This is a genomic window from Niallia sp. FSL W8-0951, from assembly GCF_038006525.1.
Classification (GTDB): Bacteria; Bacillota; Bacilli; order Bacillales; family Cytobacillaceae; genus Niallia; species Niallia circulans.
This window is the reverse complement of the sequence record NZ_JBBOVK010000001.1, coordinates 3856239-3879788: the sequence shown is the minus strand read 5'-3', so window position 1 is coordinate 3879788 and position 23550 is coordinate 3856239. Positions and strand designations below refer to the sequence as shown.

The window sequence follows — 23550 nt, the reverse complement described above, 5'->3', positions numbered from 1 at the left end:
AAGAGCCTCCGCAAAAGGGAAGCTCTTTCTCAAAATCTATTAATTACGAATCAGATAATCAAATGCACCTAACGAAGCAGTTGCACCAGAACCCATGGAAATAATGATTTGCTTATAAGCGCTGTCTGTACAATCTCCAGCTGCAAATACACCTGGCAGGCTTGTAGCGCCATGCTTATCAACAAGAATTTCACCCATTCTGTTACGCTCCACTGTGCCTTCTAACCAATCTGTATTAGGAACTAGACCAATTTGGACGAACACTCCTGCAAGCTCGATATGTTTTTCTTCACCGGTTTCGCGTTCAACATAAGTAATACCGTTAACTTTATCAGTACCGGTTATTTCTTTTGTTTGAACATTTTTAAGAACTGTAACATTTGGTAGGCTGTTTAAACGTTCTTGTAAAACAGAGTCTGCTTTTAATTCCGACATATATTCAAGAACTGTTACGTGTTTCACAATTCCTGCCAAGTCGATAGCAGCTTCAATTCCTGAGTTACCGCCACCGATTACAGCGACGTCTTTTCCAGTAAATAATGGTCCATCACAGTGTGGACAATATGCTACACCTTTGTTCTTAAACTCTGCTTCTCCCGGTACGCCAACATTGCGCCAGCGAGCACCAGTTGATAGAATAACAGATTTACTTTTCAGAACGGCGCCATTTTCCAATTCGATTTCTATTAAGTCTTTTTTCTCTAAACGCTTAGCACGTTGAAGGTTCATAACGTCAATGTTATATTCTTTTACATGCTCTTCCAGACTTGCTGCAAGCTTTGGACCTTCTGTTTGTTTCACACTAATGAAGTTTTCAATAGCTAACGTATCCATGATTTGGCCACCGAAGCGTTCTGCAACGATACCAGTGCGGATTCCTTTACGTGCAGCGTAGATTGCAGCACTTGCACCAGCTGGACCACCGCCAACTACTAATACATCAAATGGTTCTTTATCAGCAAATTCAGAAGCATCAGCTGTGCTGCCCATTTTTGCTAAAATTTCTTCTAATGACATACGACCGCTGCCAAAAGATTCCCCGTTAAGGAAAACGGTAGGAACTGCCATGATATCTTTGCTTTCTACTTCTTCTTTAAAAGCTGCCCCATCAATCATTGTATGTGTGATACCAGGGTTTAAAAGACTCATCACATTCAACGCTTGTACTACATCCGGACAGTTATGGCAAGTTAAGCTAATGTAAGATTCAAAGTGGAATTCACCTTTGATTGCTTTAATTTGATCGATTACTTTTTGATCGACTTTAGGAGCTCTACCACTTACTTGAAGTAAAGCTAATACTAAAGAAGTGAATTCATGTCCTAGAGGGATACCAGCAAAAGTAATTCCAGTATCTTCGCCAACACGATTTACACTAAAACTTGGTGTTCTTTCTAATTCAGCAGTTTCTACTTTGATATGAGCTGACATAGTAGCTAGTTCATCAACTAGGGCTAGCATGTCACGGGATACTTCATCCGATCCCGTGCTAACCTTAAGAACAACATCGCCTTCCATCATTTGCAGATATTGGTTCAGCTGCCCTTTAATTTCATTATCTAGTAACATATGGAGCCACTCCCTTAAATTTTGCCAACAAGGTCTAGGCTTGGCTTAAGTGTAGTGCTGCCTTCTTGCCATTTAGCTGGGCAAACTTCACCTGGATTGTTGCGAACATATTGTGCAGCTTTAATTTTGTTTACTAGTGTGCTTGCGTCACGGCCGATACCGTCTGCATTGATTTCAACCGCCTGGATTTTACCATCTGGATCGATAATGAAAGTTCCGCGATCTGCCAGACCAGCTTCCTCGTTAAGAATGTCAAAATCACGAGAAATTCTTTGTGTTGGGTCACCGATCATTATGTACTCGATTTTGCCGATTGCCTCTGAATGATCGTGCCATGCTTTGTGAGTGAAATGAGTGTCTGTTGAAACAGAGTAAACTTCTACTCCAAGATCCTTCAATGTTGCATATTCGTTTTGTAAGTCTTCTAATTCAGTTGGACATACGAAAGTAAAATCAGCTGGGTAGAAGCAGAAAATACTCCATTTACCTTTTAAGTTTTCTTCTGTTACTTCAATAAATTCACCGTTATGAAATGCCTGAGCTGTAAATGGTGAAACTTCTTTTCCAATAATTGACATAATAAAATTCCTCCTAATATGAATAATTTATTACTAGTTTGGACAAATAATCCAAACTTATGCAAATAATAATTATTACAATTCAACATTTATTATTATATAAACTTAATTATTTTGTCAAGGATAATCTAAAACTTATTAATACTTATTTTAATTTTTATTAATAATAACTCTTGCGTGAATTTGTGAAAAGCAGACAACATAAGTACTGTATTTGCAGTGTTTTTGTTATCGATCTATTAATTTTCATTTATTAAAGATTATTCTCAATTAAGGGGGGCTCGTTCGCCTATCAATAATATAATCAAGCCTTCTATCAAGCCTTCTATAAAAATAGGAATACCGTTTTCAAAAAATTAAGAAATAAAACTATGTAAAAGAAGAAGAGGCCTTTTTCATAATTAAAGATTTATTGGAGAAACTACTTTGTATCTAACTTAATTGGGTGGGAAACATTATGATACATAAAAGCATAAATATTATTTTGGTTTTGGTTGGATGCTATCTTTTATACCTTATTGTATTCTGTGTTATCGTGCCTTACTTTTACAAGCCTAAGGAAAACTCTTCTTGGAATCCAGCTGTGAACCTCTCGCAGAACGAAGAGAATGTAGTGTCATCTGATAAAGTAGTATTACTTCAAGACAGGGAAGATTCTGGTTTAGCAAGATTGCAGTTAATAAAGAATGCAAAGAAATCTATTGATTTATCTACTTATGCCATTCAAAAAGGTACATATTCTGATTTGTTTTTTGCTTCTCTATTTGAAGCAGCAGATCGTGGGGTAAAAGTACGTATTTTACTGGATGGAATGGTCAATCAATTTAATAAGGATTTACGTTTGTATAGCTATGCTATTTATCAGCATCCGAATATGGAATTAAAGTATTATGAACCCCTACATTTAGGAAAGCCTTGGACTTGGAATAATCGATTTCATGATAAGCTATTTATTATAGATGAAGAACTTGCGTTAGTTGGCGGTAGAAATATAGGAGATAAATATTTTAGTGCACAAGGATCTAAAGGAGCTTCCAATGATCGCGATGTACTTGTGTTTACTGAAAAATTAGAAACAAGTGTGTTAAAGCAGATGAATGTTTATTATCAATATGTTTGGGAACACCCTTTTACAAAAAGTTCCGTAAAGAAACTTTCACAAAGGAAGGAAAAGTTAGGGGAGCGAAAGCGAAAAAGAGCCATCTACTTATTAAAACATGCTAAAGAGGTTTACCCATTGGCGATAGATAAAATGATTAACTGGAAAAAAGATGCATATCCAACGAAAAAAGTTCATTTTCTTTTTAATCCACATCAGCGCTTTAATAAAGATCCTCTTATTTGGAAAGAAATTGTATCACTAAGTGAACAAGCAAAATCCATTTATTTAGAAAGCCCTTATATTGTGCCAACGCAGAAAATGCTGGCATATGTAGATAAAAAGAAAATAGCGGTTGATCATTGGAAGGTCCTAACAAATTCCGTTGCCTCTTCACCGAACTTAGTTGCATTTTCTGGATATTGGGCAAGCAGGAAGGACATTGTTCATTTCGTTGATGAGTTATATGAGTACCAGCCGAAAACGGAATCGCTTCATGGAAAGACGTATATCTTTGATGGGAAAATTAGTTTAATTGGCTCCTATAATCTAGATGCAAGAAGTACTTTTTTAAATACCGAAACAATGGTATTGATTGATAGTGAAGAATTCGCTCACTTTCTTCAAGAGGAATTAAATAAAACGGTAAATGATCAAAGTCTTCAAGTTTTAGAAGATGGGGCTTATAAATCAGATGATAAAGTGAAGGAAACAGAAGCAGGTTTTTGGAAGAAACTGACGGTAAGGGCATTGTCCTTTTTCGTAAAGCTGGTGGACTTTTTAGTGTAGGCTATTTTCTAGAAAATAGCCTCTGTGTTTCACGTGAAACGCAGAGGCATGATTATTATCCTTAATAAAGGACCATATTTCCTGTATTCTTAGCATGGGTTTCTGCCTTTTTTAAAAGCAAGACAGAGGCAGCGGCAAGGATAAGAATAATGGAAAATAAAAGCGAATATTGTCCGACCATTTGCGTAAAACCTTTTCCATTCAGCACAAGATCTCGAAAGATATCTAGTACATAAGTTAGTGGAAAAAGGTAGGCAATTGCTTTCCCCCAGATTGGAAAGGCAAGGATTGGAATACGTACACCAGAGAAGAATTGCATTGGTTCCTCAAAAATGGTAAAAAGGATTCCAGCATCTCGCGAAAAGAGAAAGACAATATTTAAAAATCCCCCCCAAACAATGGCAGATACACTAAGAAGAAATAAGGCAAGTGGGACATTTGCCCAATAAATTTCAGCCGCCTTTCCTGTAACAATAAGCACCAATAGAATGAAGGTAGTGAATAGCCATACGGCTTCAAGCAAATTTCCAGCTGCGCGTGCAAACATGATAGTTAAACGATTTGCAGGTGTAAGAAAGATGAGCTCAAGTGTACCAGCCTGACGCTCGTAGCTCATATTCCAAGCGGATTGAACGAGACTCCAGAAGAAAATATATCCTAAGTACCCAGTTAGTAAAAACATAGTGATTTGGTCAACATCCATATAGGCCGATAGCGGACTAGATTTCGTTAGGTTAAAAGGTTTAAAGGAATAATAAGACGTAATAAACAATAAAGCTGGCCATAAGAGTAAGGAAAAATAGATAAACTTGTTATGAAAATTATGTTTATGACTTTTAGCCATTTCTGCTTGTAAAATAGAAAACAACTTCATGCAGATTTCTCCTTTGCTAAGGTTAGAATCGCATCTTCTAATCTTGGCCGCTTAAGCTCCAGCTTTAGGATTGGAACAGATTCATTCATACAAATATTAATAAGGAAAGAAGTGGGATCATATGGTGCATCGACAAGAATCACTGTGCTCTCTGTCAGCCAATTAAACTGAATGCTGCAATCGACTAATGCTTGTTTGAGTTTATTTTGCACATTTGCTGATAGGGAACTTGTTTCCATCCTCAAATGATAGCTTTTTACAACAGATGAAATAATTTTTTCTGGTGTGCCATCTAAAATAATCGATCCCTTTTCAATAATATAGATGCGATCACAAAGCTCCTCCACTTCTTCGAGGTAATGACTTGTTAATAAGATTCCTTTGTCTTCCTGCTTTGCTAAGTTTTTCACTAATCCTCTCAATTGTTTGGCTACTGGTGCATCCAGGCCAAGCGTTGGTTCATCAAGAAATAAATATTTAGGATCATTAATAAGTCCTCTCGCAATTTGGAGCCTTTGCTTCATCCCTTTAGAATATAGTTCTACTGGAATATCTTTTGCCTCTTTTAATCCAACTTGATCGAGAAGATAGGCGATGCGTTTTTCCAGCTCTAGACCTGATAGTTGATAGAGCTTTCCGAAATATCGAAGGTTTTCGGATCCAGTCAGCCGCCAATATAGCATTCTTTCTCCGCCAGCAATCATATTAATGTGCTTTTTTACTTTCATTGCCTCTTTTACAGCATCAAAACCATCAATCGTTATTTGTCCCTCTGTTGGATTTAGTAAGGTACTGAGCATTTTAATGGTTGTAGTTTTTCCAGCCCCATTTAAACCGAGCAAGCCAACGATTTCTCCTTCTTTAATAGAGATGTTCAAATCTTTAACAGCACAAACAACTTGCTTTTCTGAACGGAAAAAATTCTTTCTTTTTTTCACTGTGTAATACTTACTAATTCCTTTTGCTTCGATCATTTTTCTCACTCCTTATCCAAAATGCTTTTCTAGTACGTATTTCTCCATTTTTTTCATCAAATATGAGCCCATTGGTAAATAAATTAATCCAAGCGCCGCCATTTTTAGTAATGGAGCCAAAAGCTCATGAAGTGGGGTCCCCTCTATCCAGACCATTCGTAAAGCATCAATCCCATAGGTGAGTGGCATGACTTGGCTGACCCACCTTACTCCCTCTGGTAAAAAGTCGCTGGGAAAAGTGATGCTGCAAACAAGTCCCATAAGGACAAATAAAGTGTTCTGCGTGATATATGTATCTCGAAAGTAGAGCATAAACGATCCTAATACTAATGCCATCGAAAAGGTGGAAAGAATCAAAATGGTAAGAACAATTATGACATGAAGCCAGTTTATTCCTTGTAAATGCAAGCCGAATAGAGAGCCAGCTGCAATAATCACAAGGAATTCCAACATAATTCTAATCAACCCTTGCGCTACATAGCCGAGAAAATATCCCTTTCTAGTCGATGGTGTTAGAAGAAGGGATTCTAGGGTCCCTTCTCGCAGTTCTGTGATAAGTGTCCGACTTGTAATCATTAAAAGAGACACTGAAAAGGAATAAAGTAATCCACCTAAAATGCAGTAGGAAAGATAGTCATCTGTCCCCGCATAAGCAGAGAAACTGGATGATAATTCTCCTTTAAAAACAAAAAAATAGGTAAGATAGGCAAAGACAATAATATAAATGGCGCTTAATATATGACCTAGAAAAAAAGACCAAGGAAAAGCTCTTTTCATCACGAGATAATTTCGCCAAAAAGTAGCAGAAATGCTCAACCACATTTATGTATCCTCCTTTTGACCAAGGGAAGGCTAATCAAAAAACTGATTTAAGTCGACCTTCAGTTGGTCTAATTTTTGCAAATTTGTTTCATAAAACACAAAGTGTCCATGTCTTTCCCCTTTTATTAAGCACGCCTTTTCTAAGATTTTTAGATGCTTAGAAATTGTGGCCTTTGCAAGCCCGGTAGATTCAGATAATTGCAGTGTACAAAAGGGATGCCGGGACATTTGTCTTAATAATTGTAATCTCGTTTTGTCCCCTAATGCAGAGAGAGTAGAAAGCAAGTCTATTGGGACTATATCTTGACTAGCTCCCAGCTGATTAGGAAAGGAGACATGCAAATAAACAATGATGGCAGGAACCTCTAAGCCAACTAAGAGATGTGGAGCGATAAAGCTGGATGGGTATATCGTCAATGTTTCTATCTCTTCATAAGCAAAAATCCAGGTGTCTGCTTTATAAAACCGTATCGATTTTTGATCAAGTTTGAAGCGTGGATGGATAGCGTTGATCGCTTCATAGGGATTTGCTGCTATTGCCTTTTTTAATTCATGAACAGATTTAACTAACCACGGCTCCATTCGGTATAATTCGCGCGCAAAATAATTTTGCTGGTAATCATAGAGCAAATCGCAAAGGAGATTCCGATAATAATTAGGTTTTTTTAAAACCTTTTGTTGATTTGTATTTGCGTCTGTAAAATTGCTTTTACCTATCAGGAAAGCAAGAAATTGCTGTTCTGGCAGTAAACGTAATCGTTCAATGGCTTCCTCAACATGCTTCTCTTCCAATAAAAGATAATCATTCAAATCGAGAAAATTAAGCCATTCATTACTAATTTCCCCAAAAAATCGAATCATTTTCCAATGCTTTTTTGATATTTCTTCTTTTGTTTTTTCTGCCCAGTCTAGCCTCGTCAGGTGATGAGCTGGATTGTGTAAAACATGTAAACTTGTTAACAATTCACGAAAGGGGGAGTAAATGACACGTACATGTTTTTTAATCCAAATGTTTACTTTGTCCATGGATCTCTTCCTTTTATTTTGATTCGCTATTTAGCGAATCAAATTGATAATTTTGCAAAATTATTCAGTATTTTATAGAGAGAGGTAGGATTTGTCAATGGGGAATTTTTTTTTATTTTGAAAGGTGGCATTTAGGAAGGGATGAAAAGCACATAGCAGATTAGGGTTATGTGCTTTATGTTTTATATACTGTACGTATTTTCGAATCCCCCAATTATGTCTTTAATGGCAGGAAGGGTTCGGTTTTAACTATTCGTGATAAACCGCTTTCTCGAATTTTTAAAAATATTTGATGATTTTCATCCCAAAACACCTTAACTGTATTAATGTTCTCTTCACGTCCCCCTATCCACTACTTTGGAGTAATAACTGTCACACCACCGATTCCCTTTTTTCTGCAATAGAATAATTGATTTTATTGTTAAATCTCCTTTACCATCATTAAGATAAAACTTCGTATCTACTTCATTTTGAGAATACGGTTCAACATTAAGCAATGAATCTTTTCCAACATACTCCAATGTCTCTTTTACAATTTTTTGTTGGTCAGCATCTAACCAATTAAGGCCAGAATTTGAACTTTCATTAAATGTAATACGATCGAATTCTTCATTCCTTCTCTCATCTTTCCATCTCCTCTTCATAATTTACTTACTCTTTATAAAGAGAATGAAAACTGAAATTATAAACCACCTAAAAATAAAAAAAGGATTTAAGGTGTCTTAAATCCCATACTCAACAATATTATAAAAGCTGCTACTAATAAAGATATTACATTAAAGATTAATAATAATATTCTACTATTGCCTTTAGACAATAATGCAAAAATCAAACCTAATATTCCATAAAAAAGTGTCATTATTAAGCTAATAGAAGGATCGATGTTTAAAGTAACAATGCGATAAACAACTGAATTGTCAAAGAAAAAAACTAGTGAAAGATAAGGTGCTATACATAAAATCATAAATATACTAGATAAAATAATATACAACTTATTGTACTTAAACATAAAGGCCCCCGTCTCCATTACATATAATTTATTTCCATTATATGTTACATTTACACATAACACCAATAACTTAAAAAAACCCCCTATAGAAGGCGCGCTGCAAGAACCATTGTTCTCAAGGGACGCTTTGGAATCGAACCAAAGACTCTAGTTTGTGCTCAACACTGCCTTTCCTTTTGGCTACATCCCTAGTTATATAAGTGAAGGATGAACTAAAATAATAAACAACTTTAAAAATATTTTTTCCTGTTTATTTTTCGCATAGCTTTTTCACTTTATATAATATAAAGAACACGGCGGTATAGCCAAGTGGTAAGGCAAAGGTCTGCAAAACCTTTATCATCGGTTCAAATCCGATTGCCGCCTTTTTGAGGTGATAGTGGATACTAGAAGAAGATATTAAGAAATTCAATAAGGTTAAACTAGATTTGTTACGAATGTCCAATTGTATAGAAACGTGTAAAACAAATAAAGAAAAAGATTCGTATCAGAATATCTGTATTGAATATTCGAAACAGCTACAGACATTAAAAGAAACGATTGAAGAAACATATGGTATTCATTTGTGTTGTTGTCCAACATCCAAAAAATAGTCACAAAAATAATTTTTTATTATATTTTTTAAAATTATATCTCAAATCAGAGACATTTTTGTTTGACTTCTTTGCTGCCAAAAAAGAAGGTATTTATCTTTTTATAAGGGACTGTAAAGCAAAGGTTATTCTAGTTTTTGCTTTAACAGTATGGCCGTGATAAGTTCTTTGTTATGTAATGTGTCAATCCATTCCTTCGGTATAGCGTCATAACCATAAATAATACCCGCTAGTCCACCAGCAATTGCTGCGATAGTGTCTGTATCGCCTCCGAGATTGATTGCTTTTAGCACAGTTTCTTTGTATGAATGTGATTGTAAGACACACCACAGAGCTGCTTCAAGGGTATCGACAACATAACCTGTCGATTTGATTTCGGATTCTGCAAGTTCATGCAATGAATTTAAGCGTGTGAATGGTTCCTCATGTGTTTGATTATTTAGAATATCTTTTAGGTTTTCATTTTTTATTAACCTTCTTACAATGTCCACATAAATAAGACATGCTTTCTTGGATATGTCATGTGCGTGTGTTATAGATGATACCTCTTTGACATTTTTATCATCACAATCAATAAATGCAAGAGGCAGAATACGCATAAGCGAACCATTACCGTTTGATCTAACATCACTTTTACCAATACCGTCCATTAGTGCTTGCTGTGTAGTTAATCCTATATCAAAAGTTTCATTTCTTGCTGTATACTTCGCATGATGCATCCAATCGAGAAAACGATTTCTCATATCTTTGATGTTTATACCATTTTCATGATTAATGGAATCTAATGTAGCAAGCAACATGGATGTATCGTCTGACCATGTGCCAACAGGTTGATTCCATACTCCGCCATTTGTCATAGTCTCACATGCGTATGTTCCCCTTATTTTAAATTCATGGGGGACACCTAGTGCATCACCAGTAATAAATCCATAAACAGCACTTTTTAATAGCATATAAATCAACTCCTTCTTGTCGTTGTCTTTATTGTATCATTTTAAGTGTTTAGGCTTTTTAATTTCGTTTCTATATTTTTATAAAAAAGTATGATTAATTAAAACAAAGTGAGAAATATTTAAAAATAAGGTTGATAGCTTATAATAAAGTTTGATTAGTATTCTATGTTTACAGTTCTTTTTCTTTAACATTAGGACAGTGTTTTTTGAAGGTGGATTAATGCTTTTTTATTAGCTTATTAAACAAAAAGGGGGGAGATTTACATATGATTAAAGGGATTTATGAAGCACATTTACCAGTGAGTAGTATATCTAAATCAACTGAGTTTTATAGCAATTTAGGATTAGAGTTAGCCTATCAGGGAGAAGCAGTAACATTTTTTTGGATTGAAAAAGGAAAGAGTTGGCTTGGTTTATGGGAAACAGATAAGGTAGAGACCCCTTATCACCCTTCACTAAGACACATTGCATTCCATGTAGAATTAGATGATTTACTAAATGCTAAAGAATGGTTGGAAGAAAGAGGTGTAAGTGTTCGGAAGGCCTTTGGTTTTGAACCAGAACAACAACCAATTGTTCTGCCGAATAACCCACAATCCCACGCTGCTCTATATTTTAAAGACCCAGATGGAAATTCTTTAGAGTTTATTACCCCACTGAAAATAGATGAGGAAATTGACTTCAAAATGATGGAGTTTAGAGATTGGAATAAAAATTATAAATAAGTGTTTTTAAAATAACGTTTTTTAATTGTACGTATATGGAGAGAGAAAAGGATTTTTTATGTGTTTGTAAGGAAATGTGCAAGCTTTTCAGAAAGGTATTTATGCTCTCGAATGCGGTCTTTTATCCAGAAAGGTGCGAGCATTTCCGGAAGGTATTTCACGCTTTTTGCACACTGAAAATGATTGTTTAGACAGAAAGGTGCAAGCGTTTCTGGCTGGTATTTCAAACCGGTGTGCATACAATGGAATGGATGTGTGCGTACACAGATAGCGGAAACCTTTCCGGTATCTGTTCGGCGTGTAGCCGACCTACGCGCACGTTTTCCATTCCTTTGTACCGCAGCGGGAACAATGATCACGATAGGGGGTTCGCTTTCCGTGGGGCTCGAGCTGAGCCGCGGTCTGCTTTCGGCCTGCAGGGTCTCAGACTGTCTCGCAGATCCCACAGGAGTCTCACCCCCTCCACTCCAAGCAACGCATGAAAATGCAATTCTACTTCTCCAATATCTTTTTGTCGACAAACTGAGAACCTCTTTAGGTAGAGTTTCTGTCAGTTGTTTATCCATGCTTCTTTTTATTTCCTATCCTTTAATACTTCCGCAACAAGAGTCGGATTTCGATCCGCTTCGGAAATGGCATTATACACATAAGCTTCCTCTCCTAATATTGTTTGTATGTCTTCTTTTGGTAAATTTTCCGTATTGCGATCTACAATGACAACTTGAACATTTTCCGAATCTGTTATTACTTGTTGAACAACTCCGCCTTCTAAGAAAACAACAACATTCATTCTGATTAGCCTCCTTTTGGATTAACATCGAAGGATTTGCTGGTTGTGAGCATAGCGAACGACTTGTTTCTACAAAAAGAAAACCCGTACCGAGATTTCGATACGGGTTAAGAAAACAAGAGAGTTCATTACGGTAAAAAAGTATGGATGAGATCCATACATGATTCCAATACTTCTTCTGGAGCTTCGTCTCGCTTATTGAAATTTCTTGCTCGCCAGTTTACGCTCCTTAATTGGTCTGTTAATATATACCCTGTAATATTTAGTCCAGGAGGCAAGGCTACTTCAAACGGCCAATCTCCGCTTCGCGTGCGAATCGGACAGACGATAGCAAGACCTGTTGCGTAATTAAAAGATTCGGGACTTAAAATAATACAAGGGCGATGACCGGCTTGCTCCACCCCTGATTGCGGATTGAAGTCTAAAAAGCCGATATCCCCCTTTTTAGGAACAGCGTTATTCAAATGTATTCCTTCCCTTCTGGTTTGCCAAAGTCATAATCTAAATGTGGATTGGGTCTCCCTTTTATTTTGGCTAGTAGATCATCTAATGTAGGTTTCGTTTTAGCGGGGCGGATCATGATTCCGTCATCACATAATTGAAGTTCTATTTCGGAACCGTTATCTACCCCAATGTTTTTAGCAAGATGAGTAGGAATGCGGACGGCTAAACTATTTCCCCATTTTTGAAGGGTTGTCATATGTTTTCCTCCTTTTTTGTCATGTGAACTTTTATTCTGGTTTCCTTCTTTGTCGTTGTAAACCATTCTATCATCTCGTTTCTACATTGTATATACATATACATATCCAAATCAGTAGAAAAGAATACGATATTTTGCAGAAATGAGTAAAAAGTCCACATTCCCTTCGTCATTTTCTTGTTTCACATAGATTATCGGTCAGGAGCGTAGCGACTGGCTGGCTTGATTTTGCTCCGTCTATCAAAAAGAAAACCCCTACCATAAAATAATATAGGTTTCTATATTTGCATAGCATACAGATCATTCAAACAATCAGAGCAGGTTCCAGCAGTACAATGACTACACCCCATCGCAGTCATTCGAGCAGCTGTTCGAGAAAGGGGTATTTATCCAGAGACTCTCCCTTCGAAATCAACTATCTGCCAAAAAAATTATATATAAATATTACCAATATCTATCAAATCTCTAATACGGGATTGGTTCCAATGCGGAAGAGGTATCTTACATATAGCCAAATTTTAAAAGATAACTAGTAACTTAAACTGCCCATCTTAAAAGGGGAGAGAAGGGGGATGAAGATGTTTACTCTAAGTGATCTCGACAAATTTGCATGGGCCTTTTTCGTCGTTTTGCCTATTGTTAATTTAGTTCATGCTGCCGGGCATCAACTCTTTGTATGGATATTTGGGTTGAAGGGCGATTTAACGATTGGCAGGGGAAAAAGACTGTTTTCTATAGGGTGTATGCATATTCATGTACTTTATTTTGTAGATGCTGCCTGCCACTATAAAGGGATAGAGAAGAAAAAAAGATGGCAGCAGACATTGATTCATGGGGGAGGTGTATTATTTAACTTATTGTCGATTCTAGTCGTTAATTCTTTAATCATTCAGGATGTTCTACCAAAAAGCTCATTTTTCTATCAGTTTGTTTATTTTTCCTTTTATTTTATTTTTTTTGCCGTGCTTCCTTTTAATTATGGAGAAGATTCTCCGAACGATGGCAAATCAATTCTATTGATATGGAAGCAAAAAAAGTAAAGGAGAAAGTTAATGTTTTCGGAATATTTATAGCTTGTTTTGGGTACATGACAATTAACCCTAGGTTCTATCGAAGTGAGAAGGAGGAATAAAGTTATGTTAAATCAAGCAAGGAAAGAAGAATGGAATATTGTAAAAGGAATTGCTCCTAATGTAGATAAGGAAGCATTATTTAATAATAAGAGAAAAGTATTCCTATTTGGATCGCCAAGTTATACGAATATTGGGGATCAAGCTATTGCCTATGCTGAGGAGAAGTTTATTAAAAATTGTTTTCCTTACTATGAATATATTGAAATTATGGACTATGCAACAGAAGAAGGAATAGAGCTAGTCAAAAAGATTATAAGCGAAGATGATATTGTTTGTTTTACAGGTGGAGGAAATCTCGGAAGTTTATACGTAGATATTGAGGAAGATCGTAGAAAAGTAGTTTCATCCTTTAAAGACTACAAAACAATTGTTTTTCCACAATCCGCCTTTTTTGAGGATACAGAGGAAGGTAGAGAAGAGAAGCGGAAAAGCCAAGAGGCATACAATCAAAATCCTAATCTAACTTTAGTGGCAAGAGAGAATCAAACTTTAGATATTTTAAAAGAAACCTTCCAGGCAAATGTTATTTACACTCCAGATATGGTATTATCTCTGTCTATTGAGCCAAGGGAGCTGGAACGTGATGGTGTTCTATTTGTTCTAAGAGCAGATAAGGAGAAGGTGACAGAAGAAAGCTTTGTTTCCGACTTAATGGAGTTATTTGGAAAAACGGAGTCTGTGGAGCGGACAGATACGGTTTTATCAGAGGTTGATGTGATTGATTATGCGGACCGTGAAAAGTACTTCTTAAAAACGCTTGATAAAATTGGTTCCAAAAAGTTAATCATTACAGATCGGTTGCATGCTATGATCTTTTCTATTATCACTAAGACACCTTGTCTAGTGTTCGGAAATAGCTATGGAAAAGCAAAACATTCTTATAATGATTGGCTGCATGAGTTATCCTTTATTGAATATACTGATAACAAAGATCTAAATGACATACCAGCAATGGTAGAAAGACTGCAAAATGCAGAGCCGAATAAGATTGATGTAATGGAAGATTTCCAAGTACTAAAAGACTTTTTTAAAGGATAAGTTCCAATGAACGTGGGGAGATCTAACGGAGGTAAAAGAGGAAAGAATGTCAATATAAAACATTGATATTACTTAAATCTTTGCACTTTGTTGGGTCTTTTTTATTGTGTTTTGTGAAACGTTTCTACTAATAATATTAAATGCATTAATTAGAAAACGCTTGCAAGTTAATTTTTCGTGATATATACTAACTTATATCGAAACGTTTCTATAAAATTCATCTGAAAATGGAGGAAACAAGAATGAATTTCAAAAAGAAATTTGCATTGCTAGGAACCACAGCATTACTTGCAGTAGGATTAATGGCGGGATGTTCTGAGAGTAAAAATGATGCTAGTGACTCAGAAGTACTAACCGTTTGGGGAATGGGAGATGAAGTGAAGCAGCTCCCTAAAATGGCGGAGGAATTTACGAAAGAAACAGGCATTGAAGTAAAAATTCAAGCAATCCCCTGGGCTAGTGCTCATGATAAATTACTGACAGCCGTAGCTTCGAAGGAAGGACCTGATGTCCTTCAAATGGGCACTACTTGGATGCCGGAGTTTCAAGAAGCTGGTGCATTGGCGGATATGGGGCCATTTATTGATAAAAATGATCATTTAAAGCCAGAAAACTTTTTCGAAGGGTCAGTAGAAACAACCAAGTTTGATGATAAGTATTACGGGATTCCATGGGCGGCAGAAACGAGAGTTTTATTCTATCGTACGGATATTTTAGAATCCGTTGGATATAAAGAGGCGCCTAAAACATGGGCAGAGCTTGAAGACGCCGCGAAGAAATTATCAGAACGAGGAGACAATATGTATGGTTTAAATGTCGATTCGAAAGAACAAACACTTGGTTTCATGTTTGCTCGACAAAATGGTTCTGAATTACTGTCAGATAAGGAAGAAGCGCGATTTAACCAAGCGCCGTTTGTAGAAGCAGTGACGTTTTTAAATGATATGATCCAAAAAGGTTATGCGCCTAAACAGGACTTAGGAATGGATGTTTCGCAAACGTTCTCAGGAGATGCTATTGTACCAATGTTTATTAGTGGTCCGTGGATGGTGAAAACAGTCAATGATACAGTGCCGGATATCGAAGGCAAATGGGCAACTGCCGTTCTTCCTGCTGGAAAAGATAATAATGATTCTAGTCTTGGTGGATCGAATTTAACCATATTTGAACATTCGAAGAAAAAAGATCAAGCGGCACAATTTATTGATTTTATGGTCAGCAAGGAAAACCAATTAAAGTGGTTAGAATTAACAAATGCCATGCCAACAGTAAAAGAAGCGTGGAAGGATGAAAAGCTAGCCGGAGATCCATTATATGAAGTATTTGGAGCACAAATGGAAAATTCTCATCCCATGCCATTGATTCCAGAATTTGAAGAAATCGCTCAAAACTATTTGAAGCATTTTGAGAAAATTTATTTAGGTGGAGCAGATGTACAGACAGAGATGGATGCATTTAATGCAGAATCAGAAAAGGTTTTAAGTAAATAAATGAGCAGAAAGGAGTATCTAAAACATTAGAGGAAGCTATCTGAATAAACCGTTCGATTAGAAAAATATCTTTCTAATCTGAATGTGTTAAAAGGAATCTTTCTCTAAAGAGATGCTCCTTTCTATTTAAAGTAAAGGAAGTGCTTTAAAATTGAGAAACTTTACTAGTAAAAGAGCCCCATATTTATTCATTTCTCCTGCATTGCTCTTACTAATGTTGTTTTCCTTAATTCCTATAGTTGTAGCTTTTTTTATTAGTTTTACAGATATCAGCTTAGTTGGATTAGCGGATTGGTCACAGATCAATTTTGTGGGATTAAGTAATTACAAGGAAATCTTAACAGATCCTGTTTTCCTCAAGTCTATTGGAAATACCTTGTTTTATGTAGTGATTGGTGTGCCTTTAGTTATCGCCTGTTCCTTAGGAATCGCGGTTATGATTAACTTCGGGGAAAATAAAATATTTCAATTTTTTCGGTTGATTTTTTATACGCCGTCGATAACAAATGTGGTCGCCGTAGCAGTGGTTTGGAGTTATCTTTATAACCCGAGCTTTGGATTTTTAAACTATTTACTGTCTCTTATCAATGTTTCTCCAGTACCGTGGCTGCAAGATCCGACAATGGCGAAAGTGTCATTAATTATTCTTGCTTTATGGCGAGCAATTGGTACGAATATGATTATTTTTTTAGCGGCTCTTCAAGGTATACCGAAAGAATATTATGAGGCTGCCTCATTAGATGGCGCTAATCGACGTCAACAATTATTTCAAATTACGATACCAATGCTTAAGTTTGCAACTTTCTTTGTAACGATTACGACGATGATTGGCTGGCTCCAGTTTTTCGAAGAACCGTTTATTATGACCAATGGCGGGCCTTTAGATAGTACTACTTCCGTTGCGTTATTTATTTACCGGAACGGGTTCCAATTTAGTAAGTTTGGTTATGCAGCGGCAGGGTCATTTATTTTATTTATTGCGATTATTATCGTTACCTTGATTCAATTCCGCATTCAGCGTAAGAGTGATGAAGAATCATTATAGGAGGAAATAGCTATGCATACATCTCAAAAGCAAATGAGAACTTCAAAGTGGATTGTTGGAATTATTCTTACTGTTGGCGGATTTTTTATGGTCTTACCATTTATTTGGATGCTGCTTTCTTCCCTGAAAACGGATGCAGAAATTATGCAGTTTCCTCCAACTATTTGGCCGCAGGAGATTACTTTTGCTAATTTTAAAGAATTGTTTTTAGCGTTTAACTTTGCCGTGTATTTAAAAAATACATTAATTATCGTCCTATGCTCATTTGGCGGACTAATTTTGAACGCGATGGCAGGATACGGCTTTGCAAAATATAACTTCAAGGGAAAGAATATTCTCTTTTATTTAGTGCTTGCGACAATGATGATACCTGGGCAAGTCACAATGATTCCAGTCTATTTGATTTTAAACGCAATGGGTTTAACAAATACAATGGCAGGGATTGTTCTTCCGGGTCTAGTGGGGGCTTTCGCCATTTTCCTATTCCGTCAGTTTATGTCTACTATATCGAACGAATTATTAGAAGCTGCTCGATTAGATGGTGCGAGTGAATGGAAAATATTTTGGAAAATAATTATGCCTGTTTCACGCCCGGTTATAGCTGTGCAGGGAATATTGACCTTTATCGGTGCGTGGAATTCCTTCTTATGGCCGCTAATTATGGCGAATGATGAAAAGTATTATACATTATCTGTTGGTCTACAGCTTTTAAAAGGACAATATGCAAGCAATTATGCTCTGCAGATGGCTGGTTCTACCTTTATGATTATTCCAATCATTATTGTATTCATGATATTCCAAAAATACATCCTGCAAGGATTCAATGTATCAGGATTGAAGTAAGGAGCATGTAAATGAGACAAGAAGATTTAGTTAAATTAGTGGATGAAATGACAGTAGAGGAAAAGGTAGATCAGCTTCTACAGCTTTCTGCCGATTTTTATACAAAAAAAAGTGAAGAAATGACAGGACCTTTAACTGATTTAGGGTTAACAGAAGAAAATATCAAACAAGCTGGCTCTACATTAGGTTTATCGGGAGCTGAAGAAGCTATTCGTATCCAAAAGGAATATATGAAAAAGCATCGCTTAGGAATTCCAACCTTAATGATGGCTGACATTATCCATGGATTTCGAACGATTTTCCCCATTCCTTTAGGTTTAGGGAGTTCCTGGAGTTTAGAAGCTGCGGAAAAAATGGCGCGAATTTCTGCATTAGAAGCTAGTGTATCTGGTTTACATGTAACCTTTTCACCGATGGTTGACTTAGTGCGCGACCCTAGATGGGGGAGAGTGATGGAATCAACAGGAGAAGATGCTCATTTAAATAGTGAATTTGCGAAAGCGTTAGTGCACGGCTATCAAGGAGAAGACTTGAAAAGCGATACAGAACGACTAGCGGCCTGTGTAAAGCATTTTGCTGCATATGGTGCTCCAGTAGGAGGAAGAGACTATAATACGGTCGATATGTCTGAACGGCAACTAAGGGAAAGCTATTTACCGAGTTACAAAGCTGCTATTGATGCAGGTGCTAAATTAGTAATGACCTCCTTTAATACAGTGGACGGGATTCCCGCAACTGGGAATGAGTGGCTTTTTAGAAAAATATTAAGGGAACAGTTTGGTTTTGATGGGGTAGTAATATCTGATTGGGGAGCAGTGAAGGAATTGATTGCTCATGGCGTAGCTGGAAATGAAAAAAAGGCTGCGGAGCTTGCCATAAAGGCAGGAGTAGATATTGAGATGATGACCACTTGTTATGCTCACTATTTAAAGGAGTTAGTAGAGGAAGAAGTAGTAGACGAAAAACTTTTAAATGAAGCAGTGCTAAGAATTTTAGAATTGAAAAATGATTTAGGGTTATTTGAAAATCCTCATCGCGGAGCAGATGCGGATCGGGAAAAAGAAGTAATACTGTCACAATCTCATCGAAATGCATCCAGAGAAATAGCAGCAAAATCAATTGTATTGCTAGAAAACAATGGAGTCCTGCCGTTATCTGCCGATCAAAAAGTAGCAGTTGTCGGACCGGGAGCAGATTCACAGGATATTTTAGGAGCTTGGTCATGGCAAGGGAAAATGGATGAAGCTGTGTCGTTACTTGAAGGGATGCAAACGAAATCTGCTAATATTCTCTCAGCAGAAGTACCTTGTGATTACTTTGAACTATCAGAAGACATGATTTCAAGTGCACTAAAAGCAGCGAGTCATGCAGAAGTCGTTGTATTAGCTTTAGGGGAACAAGAATGGATGAGTGGAGAGGCGGCCAGCCGAAGTAATATTTCCTTGCCGAAAGAACAGATAAAGCTTTTTAAGCAATTAAAGGATACAGGTAAACCGATAATCGTTACGCTGTATAATGGCCGACCGTTAGATATTAGTGAGCTAGATGGAGCAGCTGCCATTTTAGAAGCGTGGTTCCCTGGTACAGAAGGTGGAAATGCACTAAGTGACATTTTATATGGAGATGTAAACCCAAGTGGACGTTTAAGCATGAGTTTCCCAGAAAATGTGGGGCAAGTGCCAGTTTACTACAATGGAGATAATACAGGTCGTCCTTATGAAGAGAATCCGGACGAAAAATATGTTTCTAAATACTTGGATGTTTCAAATTATGCACGTTATCCATTTGGCTATGGATTAAGCTACAGCGAAGTTGTTTATAACAATTTGCAAGTAGATAAAGAGACCATATCGGAGAATGAAGCCGTGACAGTTACGGTGGAAGTGGAGAATAGAGGCAACTATCCTGTCACAGAAACGGTCCAGCTTTATATTCGTGATCTAGTCGGAGAAGTGGTGCGTCCTGTTAAGGAATTAAAGGACTTTAAGCAAGTTTATTTAGAAAACGGAGAAAAGCAAGTGGTAACATTTATTATTTCGGAGAAGCAGCTTCGATATACCCACAGAAATATGCAATTCATCAGTGATGATGGCGATTTTGAAGTAATGGTTGGTCCAAATAGCATAGAACTTCAATCAAAATGTTTTAAATTAAAAAAGATAAGAGGATAGGGATGAAGATATGAATACTCAAATAGTTACATTGAATGGGAATAATACGACATTTTCATTTCTTCCTAGCGGGGATATATATGAGATTTGTCATAAGGATATAATGGTTAACCAACTCATAGGGAATTTATTAGATGGCAGTGCTAACCAGATCTATTTGCGTGTGTTTAAAAATGGGACAATTCTTTCAACACCATTACTAGGTATTCAATCGGATAGCAAGCTGGCAGTAGGTGAGCGTGTATTAATTTGGAATGGCACCTTTCAAGGAGTATCCTATGAAGTTAAATTTATATTAACTTTACAGGATGTATGGTTCTGGGAAGTTTCTTTACAAGGGAATCAAACAGTAGACTTATTATATGGACAGGATATTGGCATTGCGGCAAAAGGAGCCGTTCAATCAAATGAAGCGTATGTGTCTCAATATATCGATCATTACATCGATTCACAGCACGGATATACAATTTGCTCCAGACAAAATCAGCCGCAAGAGGGTAAATTTCCGTATCTACAACAAGGATGTTTGCAAAAAACAATTGGATTTAGTACAGATGGATACCAATTCTTTGGAAAGTCCTACAAAGAAACAAATATTCCTGAGGCATTACAGAGAGAAAGCCTTCCAACAGAGGTTTATCAGTATGAAATGGCTTATGCGGCCCTGCAAACAGAGAAACGAAATGTACAAGAGAAGCAATCGTTCGTTTTTTATGGTTCTATCTTGGAAAACCATCCAGCAGCCGTAGAGAAACCTTGTTTTACTACGGAACAAATAGAAAAAATTTGGGTAGAAGCAAGCAAGTTGGAACAGGTTACAAAACCAGTAAATAAAATGACATGTATCGTTAATCAAGTTATCAAAACAGAAAGGTTGACTCCTGAGGAAATAGATGAGTTATTTGGTATTCAACTAGAAAAAGAGATAGTAGATCAAAAACTTTTGTCCTTTTTTACCGATAATCAACGTCATGTTGTATTAAAGGAAAAGGAAGTTCAAATGGAAAGGCCGCATGGTCATATCCTTTTAAGCGGAACTGACTTAGTAGTAGATAAACCGGTAATGGCTACAACGGTCTATATGTATGGAATTTTTAATTCCCAAATTGTTTTAGGGAACACTTCCATGAATAAAATGATGAGCAATAATAGAAATTCACTTAATATAATGAAGAAATCTGGTCAACGGATTTATATAAAAATAAATAATCAGTGGCAGTTATTAGCTATGCCATCTGCATTTGAAATGGGCTTTAATGTTGCTAAATGGTATTACAAGCTTGCGGACGACTTGATTACAGTGACAAATTATACCTCTGTTGAAGAGCATGAGATTAAGCTGAGCATCGAGAGTAAAAAAGGGAAAAAATATGATTTCGTCATTAGTAATCATATTTTAATGAATGATGGAGAGGATTCTGTACCGTTTAAATGGGAACAATCAAATCAAGTCATCACATTTAATGGCACACCAAGTTCAACTGTCGATCAAGGCTATCCAGAGCTAACTTATCATATCCATGTTGAACAACCCTTTACGTTGAAGGATGAAACGGTTTTTGTTTCTCTTAAGAAAGGATCTGACTTCCCGCTAGTCATGTTAGAATTGCTGCAAGAACATACCGTAAACCTTACTATTCAGGGGAATTTGCACAGAGGAAATTATCAGCATCATCAAAAGAGCGAAAGTATAGAGACGGAAAGCTATGAACGTTATCTGGATGGATTATTAAATGGTTTTCAGATGAAGCATGAGAATCCGCTCATCCAAGAAGAAGTAGAGAGAATGAATCTGCTTAGTAGATGGTATTCTCATAATATGCTAGTCCATTATCTGTCTCCGCATGGGTTAGAGCAATATGGCGGGGCTGCATGGGGAACAAGGGACGTTTCACAGGGGCCGGTGGAATATTTCTTTGCTGTTAATCGCCCTGAAATTGTCCGTGAGATTTTGAAAAAAGTATATGCAAACCAATTCGAAAATGATGGGAATTGGCCGCAGTGGTTTATGTTTGATCGCTTTGAAAAGATTAAAGCAGATGAAAGTCATGGCGATGTTATTGTATGGCCGTTAAAGGTAGTTGGAGATTATTTAACATTTACAGGCGATACGAGCATATTAGCGGAGTCTATTCCATTTACAGATCGGGATACATTTGCGAAAACAGAAGAGTCTTATCCGTTAATGGAGCATGTTAAGAAGCAAATCCACTATATAGAGGAAAATTTTCTGCCGAATACGTTTTTATCCTGTTATGGAGATGGAGATTGGGATGATACATTACAGCCATATGATAGCAGGTTAAAGAAAAATATGGCTAGCAGCTGGACAGTAGCGCTTACCTACCAGACAATCCGTAATTTAGCGAGAGCGTTAGAGAGCTATGATAGTCTGTATGCAGCATACCTTTTTGATTTGGCTAAAAATATTAAAGTGGACTTTAACCGTTTTATATTAAGTACAGATACCATTCCAGGATTTGTCTATATGGAGGATTCGGATCATGTGGAATTAATGATACATCCAGATGATAAAAAAACAAATATTCAATACCGATTATTACCCATGACAAGAAGTATGATTGCGGAATTAATCACACCGGAGATGGCCGAACATCATTATCGAATTATAAAAGAAAATTTATATTTTCCGGATGGAGTGCGGTTAATGAATCGGCCTGCATCTTATAAAGGCGGCGTAAGCACTAACTTTAAACGTGCGGAACAGGCTGCTAACTTTGGAAGGGAAATTGGTTTGCAATATGTACACGCCCATATTCGTTTTACGGAAGCAATGGCGAAGTTAGGGAAAGCAGAAGAAACATGGAAAGGATTAAATACGATTAATCCAATTGGTCTTAAAGATCGTGTAGAAAATGCAGCTATTCGGCAGAGTAATGTTTATTTCAGCAGTTCTGATGGCGATTTCAAAACGAGGTATGAAGCACAAGAGAATTTTGGTAAACTTAAAAATAGCGGTATTCCTGTAAAAGGCGGCTGGCGTATATACTCCAGCGGGCCAGGAATTTATATTAATCAGTTAATAAGCAATGTGTTAGGGATTCGCCAAACAGCTGCAGAGGTTATTATTGATCCAGTTCTGCCAGAAAGCTTAAATGGTTTAACTGTAACATTTCAATTATTAGATAAGCCTGTAGAGATTAAGTATATACTCAGGTCTAAAGATAGGAAGGCGATCTTTAATGGAAATGTTCTAGAGAACAGACTAGAAGATAATCTTTATCGGCAGGGTGGAATATGCTTAAATAAGGAAGCAATGAAGAAAGTATTACAACAAGAAAATATATTAGAAGTATACTGCTAATAGG

At 36.7% G+C, this 23550-nt stretch carries 20 protein-coding genes and 1 tRNA gene; 10 read left to right on the top strand and 11 right to left on the bottom strand.

Going from position 1 to position 23550, the window contains the following annotated elements:
• Window positions 1-39 precede the first annotated feature (39 nt).
• Together ahpF and ahpC are read right to left on the bottom strand one after the other, a co-directional pair.
• Complete coding sequence (gene ahpF / locus NSS71_RS18870) at window positions 40-1569, bottom strand: alkyl hydroperoxide reductase subunit F (RefSeq protein ID WP_047940950.1); 1530 nt, start codon at window positions 1567-1569, stop codon at window positions 40-42.
• Between the two features lie 14 nt (window positions 1570-1583).
• Window positions 1584-2147 carry an alkyl hydroperoxide reductase subunit C gene (ahpC, locus tag NSS71_RS18865; RefSeq protein WP_047940949.1) on the bottom strand — a complete coding sequence of 188 codons (564 nt, stop codon included), beginning with the start codon at window positions 2145-2147 and terminating at the stop codon, window positions 1584-1586.
• A gap of 613 nt (window positions 2148-2760) precedes the next feature.
• On the opposite strand from ahpC, the gene NSS71_RS18860 reads away from it, so the two are divergent.
• Window positions 2761-4035: a phospholipase D-like domain-containing protein gene (locus NSS71_RS18860; protein ID WP_341151919.1), complete on the top strand. Its 1275-nt coding sequence runs from the start codon at window positions 2761-2763 to the stop codon at window positions 4033-4035.
• 61 nt (window positions 4036-4096) lie between these two features.
• Here NSS71_RS18860 and NSS71_RS18855 read toward each other — a convergent pair whose 3' ends face one another.
• The 5 genes from NSS71_RS18855 to NSS71_RS18835 form a co-directional block, all read right to left on the bottom strand.
• Window positions 4097-4909 (bottom strand): ABC transporter permease, encoded by an 813-nt coding sequence (locus NSS71_RS18855; protein ID WP_095321943.1) that lies wholly within the window; start codon window positions 4907-4909, stop codon window positions 4097-4099.
• Window positions 4906-5883 (bottom strand): ABC transporter ATP-binding protein, encoded by a 978-nt coding sequence (locus tag NSS71_RS18850; protein ID WP_047940946.1) that lies wholly within the window; start codon window positions 5881-5883, stop codon window positions 4906-4908. The genes NSS71_RS18855 and NSS71_RS18850 overlap by 4 nt, the downstream gene beginning before the upstream one ends.
• A gap of 12 nt (window positions 5884-5895) precedes the next feature.
• Complete coding sequence (locus NSS71_RS18845) at window positions 5896-6705, bottom strand: ABC transporter permease (protein ID WP_095321944.1); 810 nt, start codon at window positions 6703-6705, stop codon at window positions 5896-5898.
• A 30-nt stretch (window positions 6706-6735) separates the two neighbouring features.
• Entirely contained in the window at window positions 6736-7731 is a 996-nt protein-coding gene (locus NSS71_RS18840) for an ArsR/SmtB family transcription factor (protein ID WP_095321946.1), read from the bottom strand.
• Between the two features lie 335 nt (window positions 7732-8066).
• Window positions 8067-8375, bottom strand: coding sequence for a hypothetical protein (locus NSS71_RS18835; protein ID WP_095321948.1), 309 nt, complete (start codon window positions 8373-8375; stop codon window positions 8067-8069).
• 660 nt (window positions 8376-9035) lie between these two features.
• Here NSS71_RS18835 and NSS71_RS18830 point away from each other — a divergent pair.
• Window positions 9036-9106: transfer RNA gene (locus tag NSS71_RS18830), tRNA-Cys, on the top strand.
• A gap of 352 nt (window positions 9107-9458) precedes the next feature.
• On the opposite strand, the gene NSS71_RS18825 is transcribed toward NSS71_RS18830, so the two are convergent.
• Window positions 9459-10286 (bottom strand): ADP-ribosylglycohydrolase family protein, encoded by an 828-nt coding sequence (locus NSS71_RS18825; protein ID WP_095321951.1) that lies wholly within the window; start codon window positions 10284-10286, stop codon window positions 9459-9461.
• 266 nt (window positions 10287-10552) lie between these two features.
• On the opposite strand from NSS71_RS18825, the gene NSS71_RS18820 reads away from it, so the two are divergent.
• The gene (locus NSS71_RS18820) at window positions 10553-11011 is read left to right on the top strand and encodes a VOC family protein (protein ID WP_095321953.1); all 459 of its coding nucleotides are present in this window, start codon (window positions 10553-10555) and stop codon (window positions 11009-11011) included.
• A 574-nt stretch (window positions 11012-11585) separates the two neighbouring features.
• On the opposite strand, the gene NSS71_RS18815 is transcribed toward NSS71_RS18820, so the two are convergent.
• From NSS71_RS18815 to NSS71_RS18805, 3 genes are all read right to left on the bottom strand, one after another.
• Window positions 11586-11801 (bottom strand): hypothetical protein, encoded by a 216-nt coding sequence (locus tag NSS71_RS18815; RefSeq protein ID WP_095321955.1) that lies wholly within the window; start codon window positions 11799-11801, stop codon window positions 11586-11588.
• A gap of 128 nt (window positions 11802-11929) precedes the next feature.
• A complete protein-coding gene (locus tag NSS71_RS18810; RefSeq protein ID WP_061797077.1) occupies window positions 11930-12265 on the bottom strand; it encodes a type II toxin-antitoxin system PemK/MazF family toxin in 336 nt (111 codons plus the stop codon).
• A complete protein-coding gene (locus NSS71_RS18805) occupies window positions 12262-12501 on the bottom strand; it encodes an AbrB/MazE/SpoVT family DNA-binding domain-containing protein (RefSeq protein ID WP_061797075.1) in 240 nt (79 codons plus the stop codon). Before NSS71_RS18805 ends, NSS71_RS18810 begins: the two co-directional genes overlap by 4 nt.
• Window positions 12502-13073: 572 nt before the next feature.
• On the opposite strand from NSS71_RS18805, the gene NSS71_RS18800 reads away from it, so the two are divergent.
• The 7 genes from NSS71_RS18800 to NSS71_RS18770 all read left to right on the top strand — a co-directional run bounded on the left by NSS71_RS18800 (window position 13074) and on the right by NSS71_RS18770 (window position 23546).
• On the top strand, window positions 13074-13541 hold the full coding sequence (locus NSS71_RS18800) for a hypothetical protein (RefSeq protein WP_235844443.1): 468 nt from the start codon (window positions 13074-13076) through the stop codon (window positions 13539-13541).
• Between the two features lie 96 nt (window positions 13542-13637).
• Window positions 13638-14672, top strand: a complete 1035-nt coding sequence (locus NSS71_RS18795; RefSeq protein WP_061797073.1) for a polysaccharide pyruvyl transferase family protein — start codon at window positions 13638-13640, stop codon at window positions 14670-14672.
• A 242-nt stretch (window positions 14673-14914) separates the two neighbouring features.
• Window positions 14915-16162, top strand: a complete 1248-nt coding sequence (locus NSS71_RS18790; RefSeq protein WP_061797071.1) for a sugar ABC transporter substrate-binding protein — start codon at window positions 14915-14917, stop codon at window positions 16160-16162.
• 214 nt (window positions 16163-16376) lie between these two features.
• Window positions 16377-17207 (top strand): carbohydrate ABC transporter permease, encoded by an 831-nt coding sequence (locus NSS71_RS18785; RefSeq protein ID WP_369988880.1) that lies wholly within the window; start codon window positions 16377-16379, stop codon window positions 17205-17207.
• A gap of 12 nt (window positions 17208-17219) precedes the next feature.
• Window positions 17220-18050, top strand: a complete 831-nt coding sequence (locus NSS71_RS18780; RefSeq protein WP_061797067.1) for a carbohydrate ABC transporter permease — start codon at window positions 17220-17222, stop codon at window positions 18048-18050.
• Window positions 18051-18061: 11 nt separating this feature from the next.
• Window positions 18062-20221, top strand: a complete 2160-nt coding sequence (bglX, locus tag NSS71_RS18775; RefSeq protein WP_251687816.1) for a beta-glucosidase BglX — start codon at window positions 18062-18064, stop codon at window positions 20219-20221.
• Window positions 20222-20231: 10 nt separating this feature from the next.
• A complete protein-coding gene (locus NSS71_RS18770; protein WP_341151918.1) occupies window positions 20232-23546 on the top strand; it encodes a GH36-type glycosyl hydrolase domain-containing protein in 3315 nt (1104 codons plus the stop codon).
• Window positions 23547-23550: the final 4 nt, after the last annotated feature.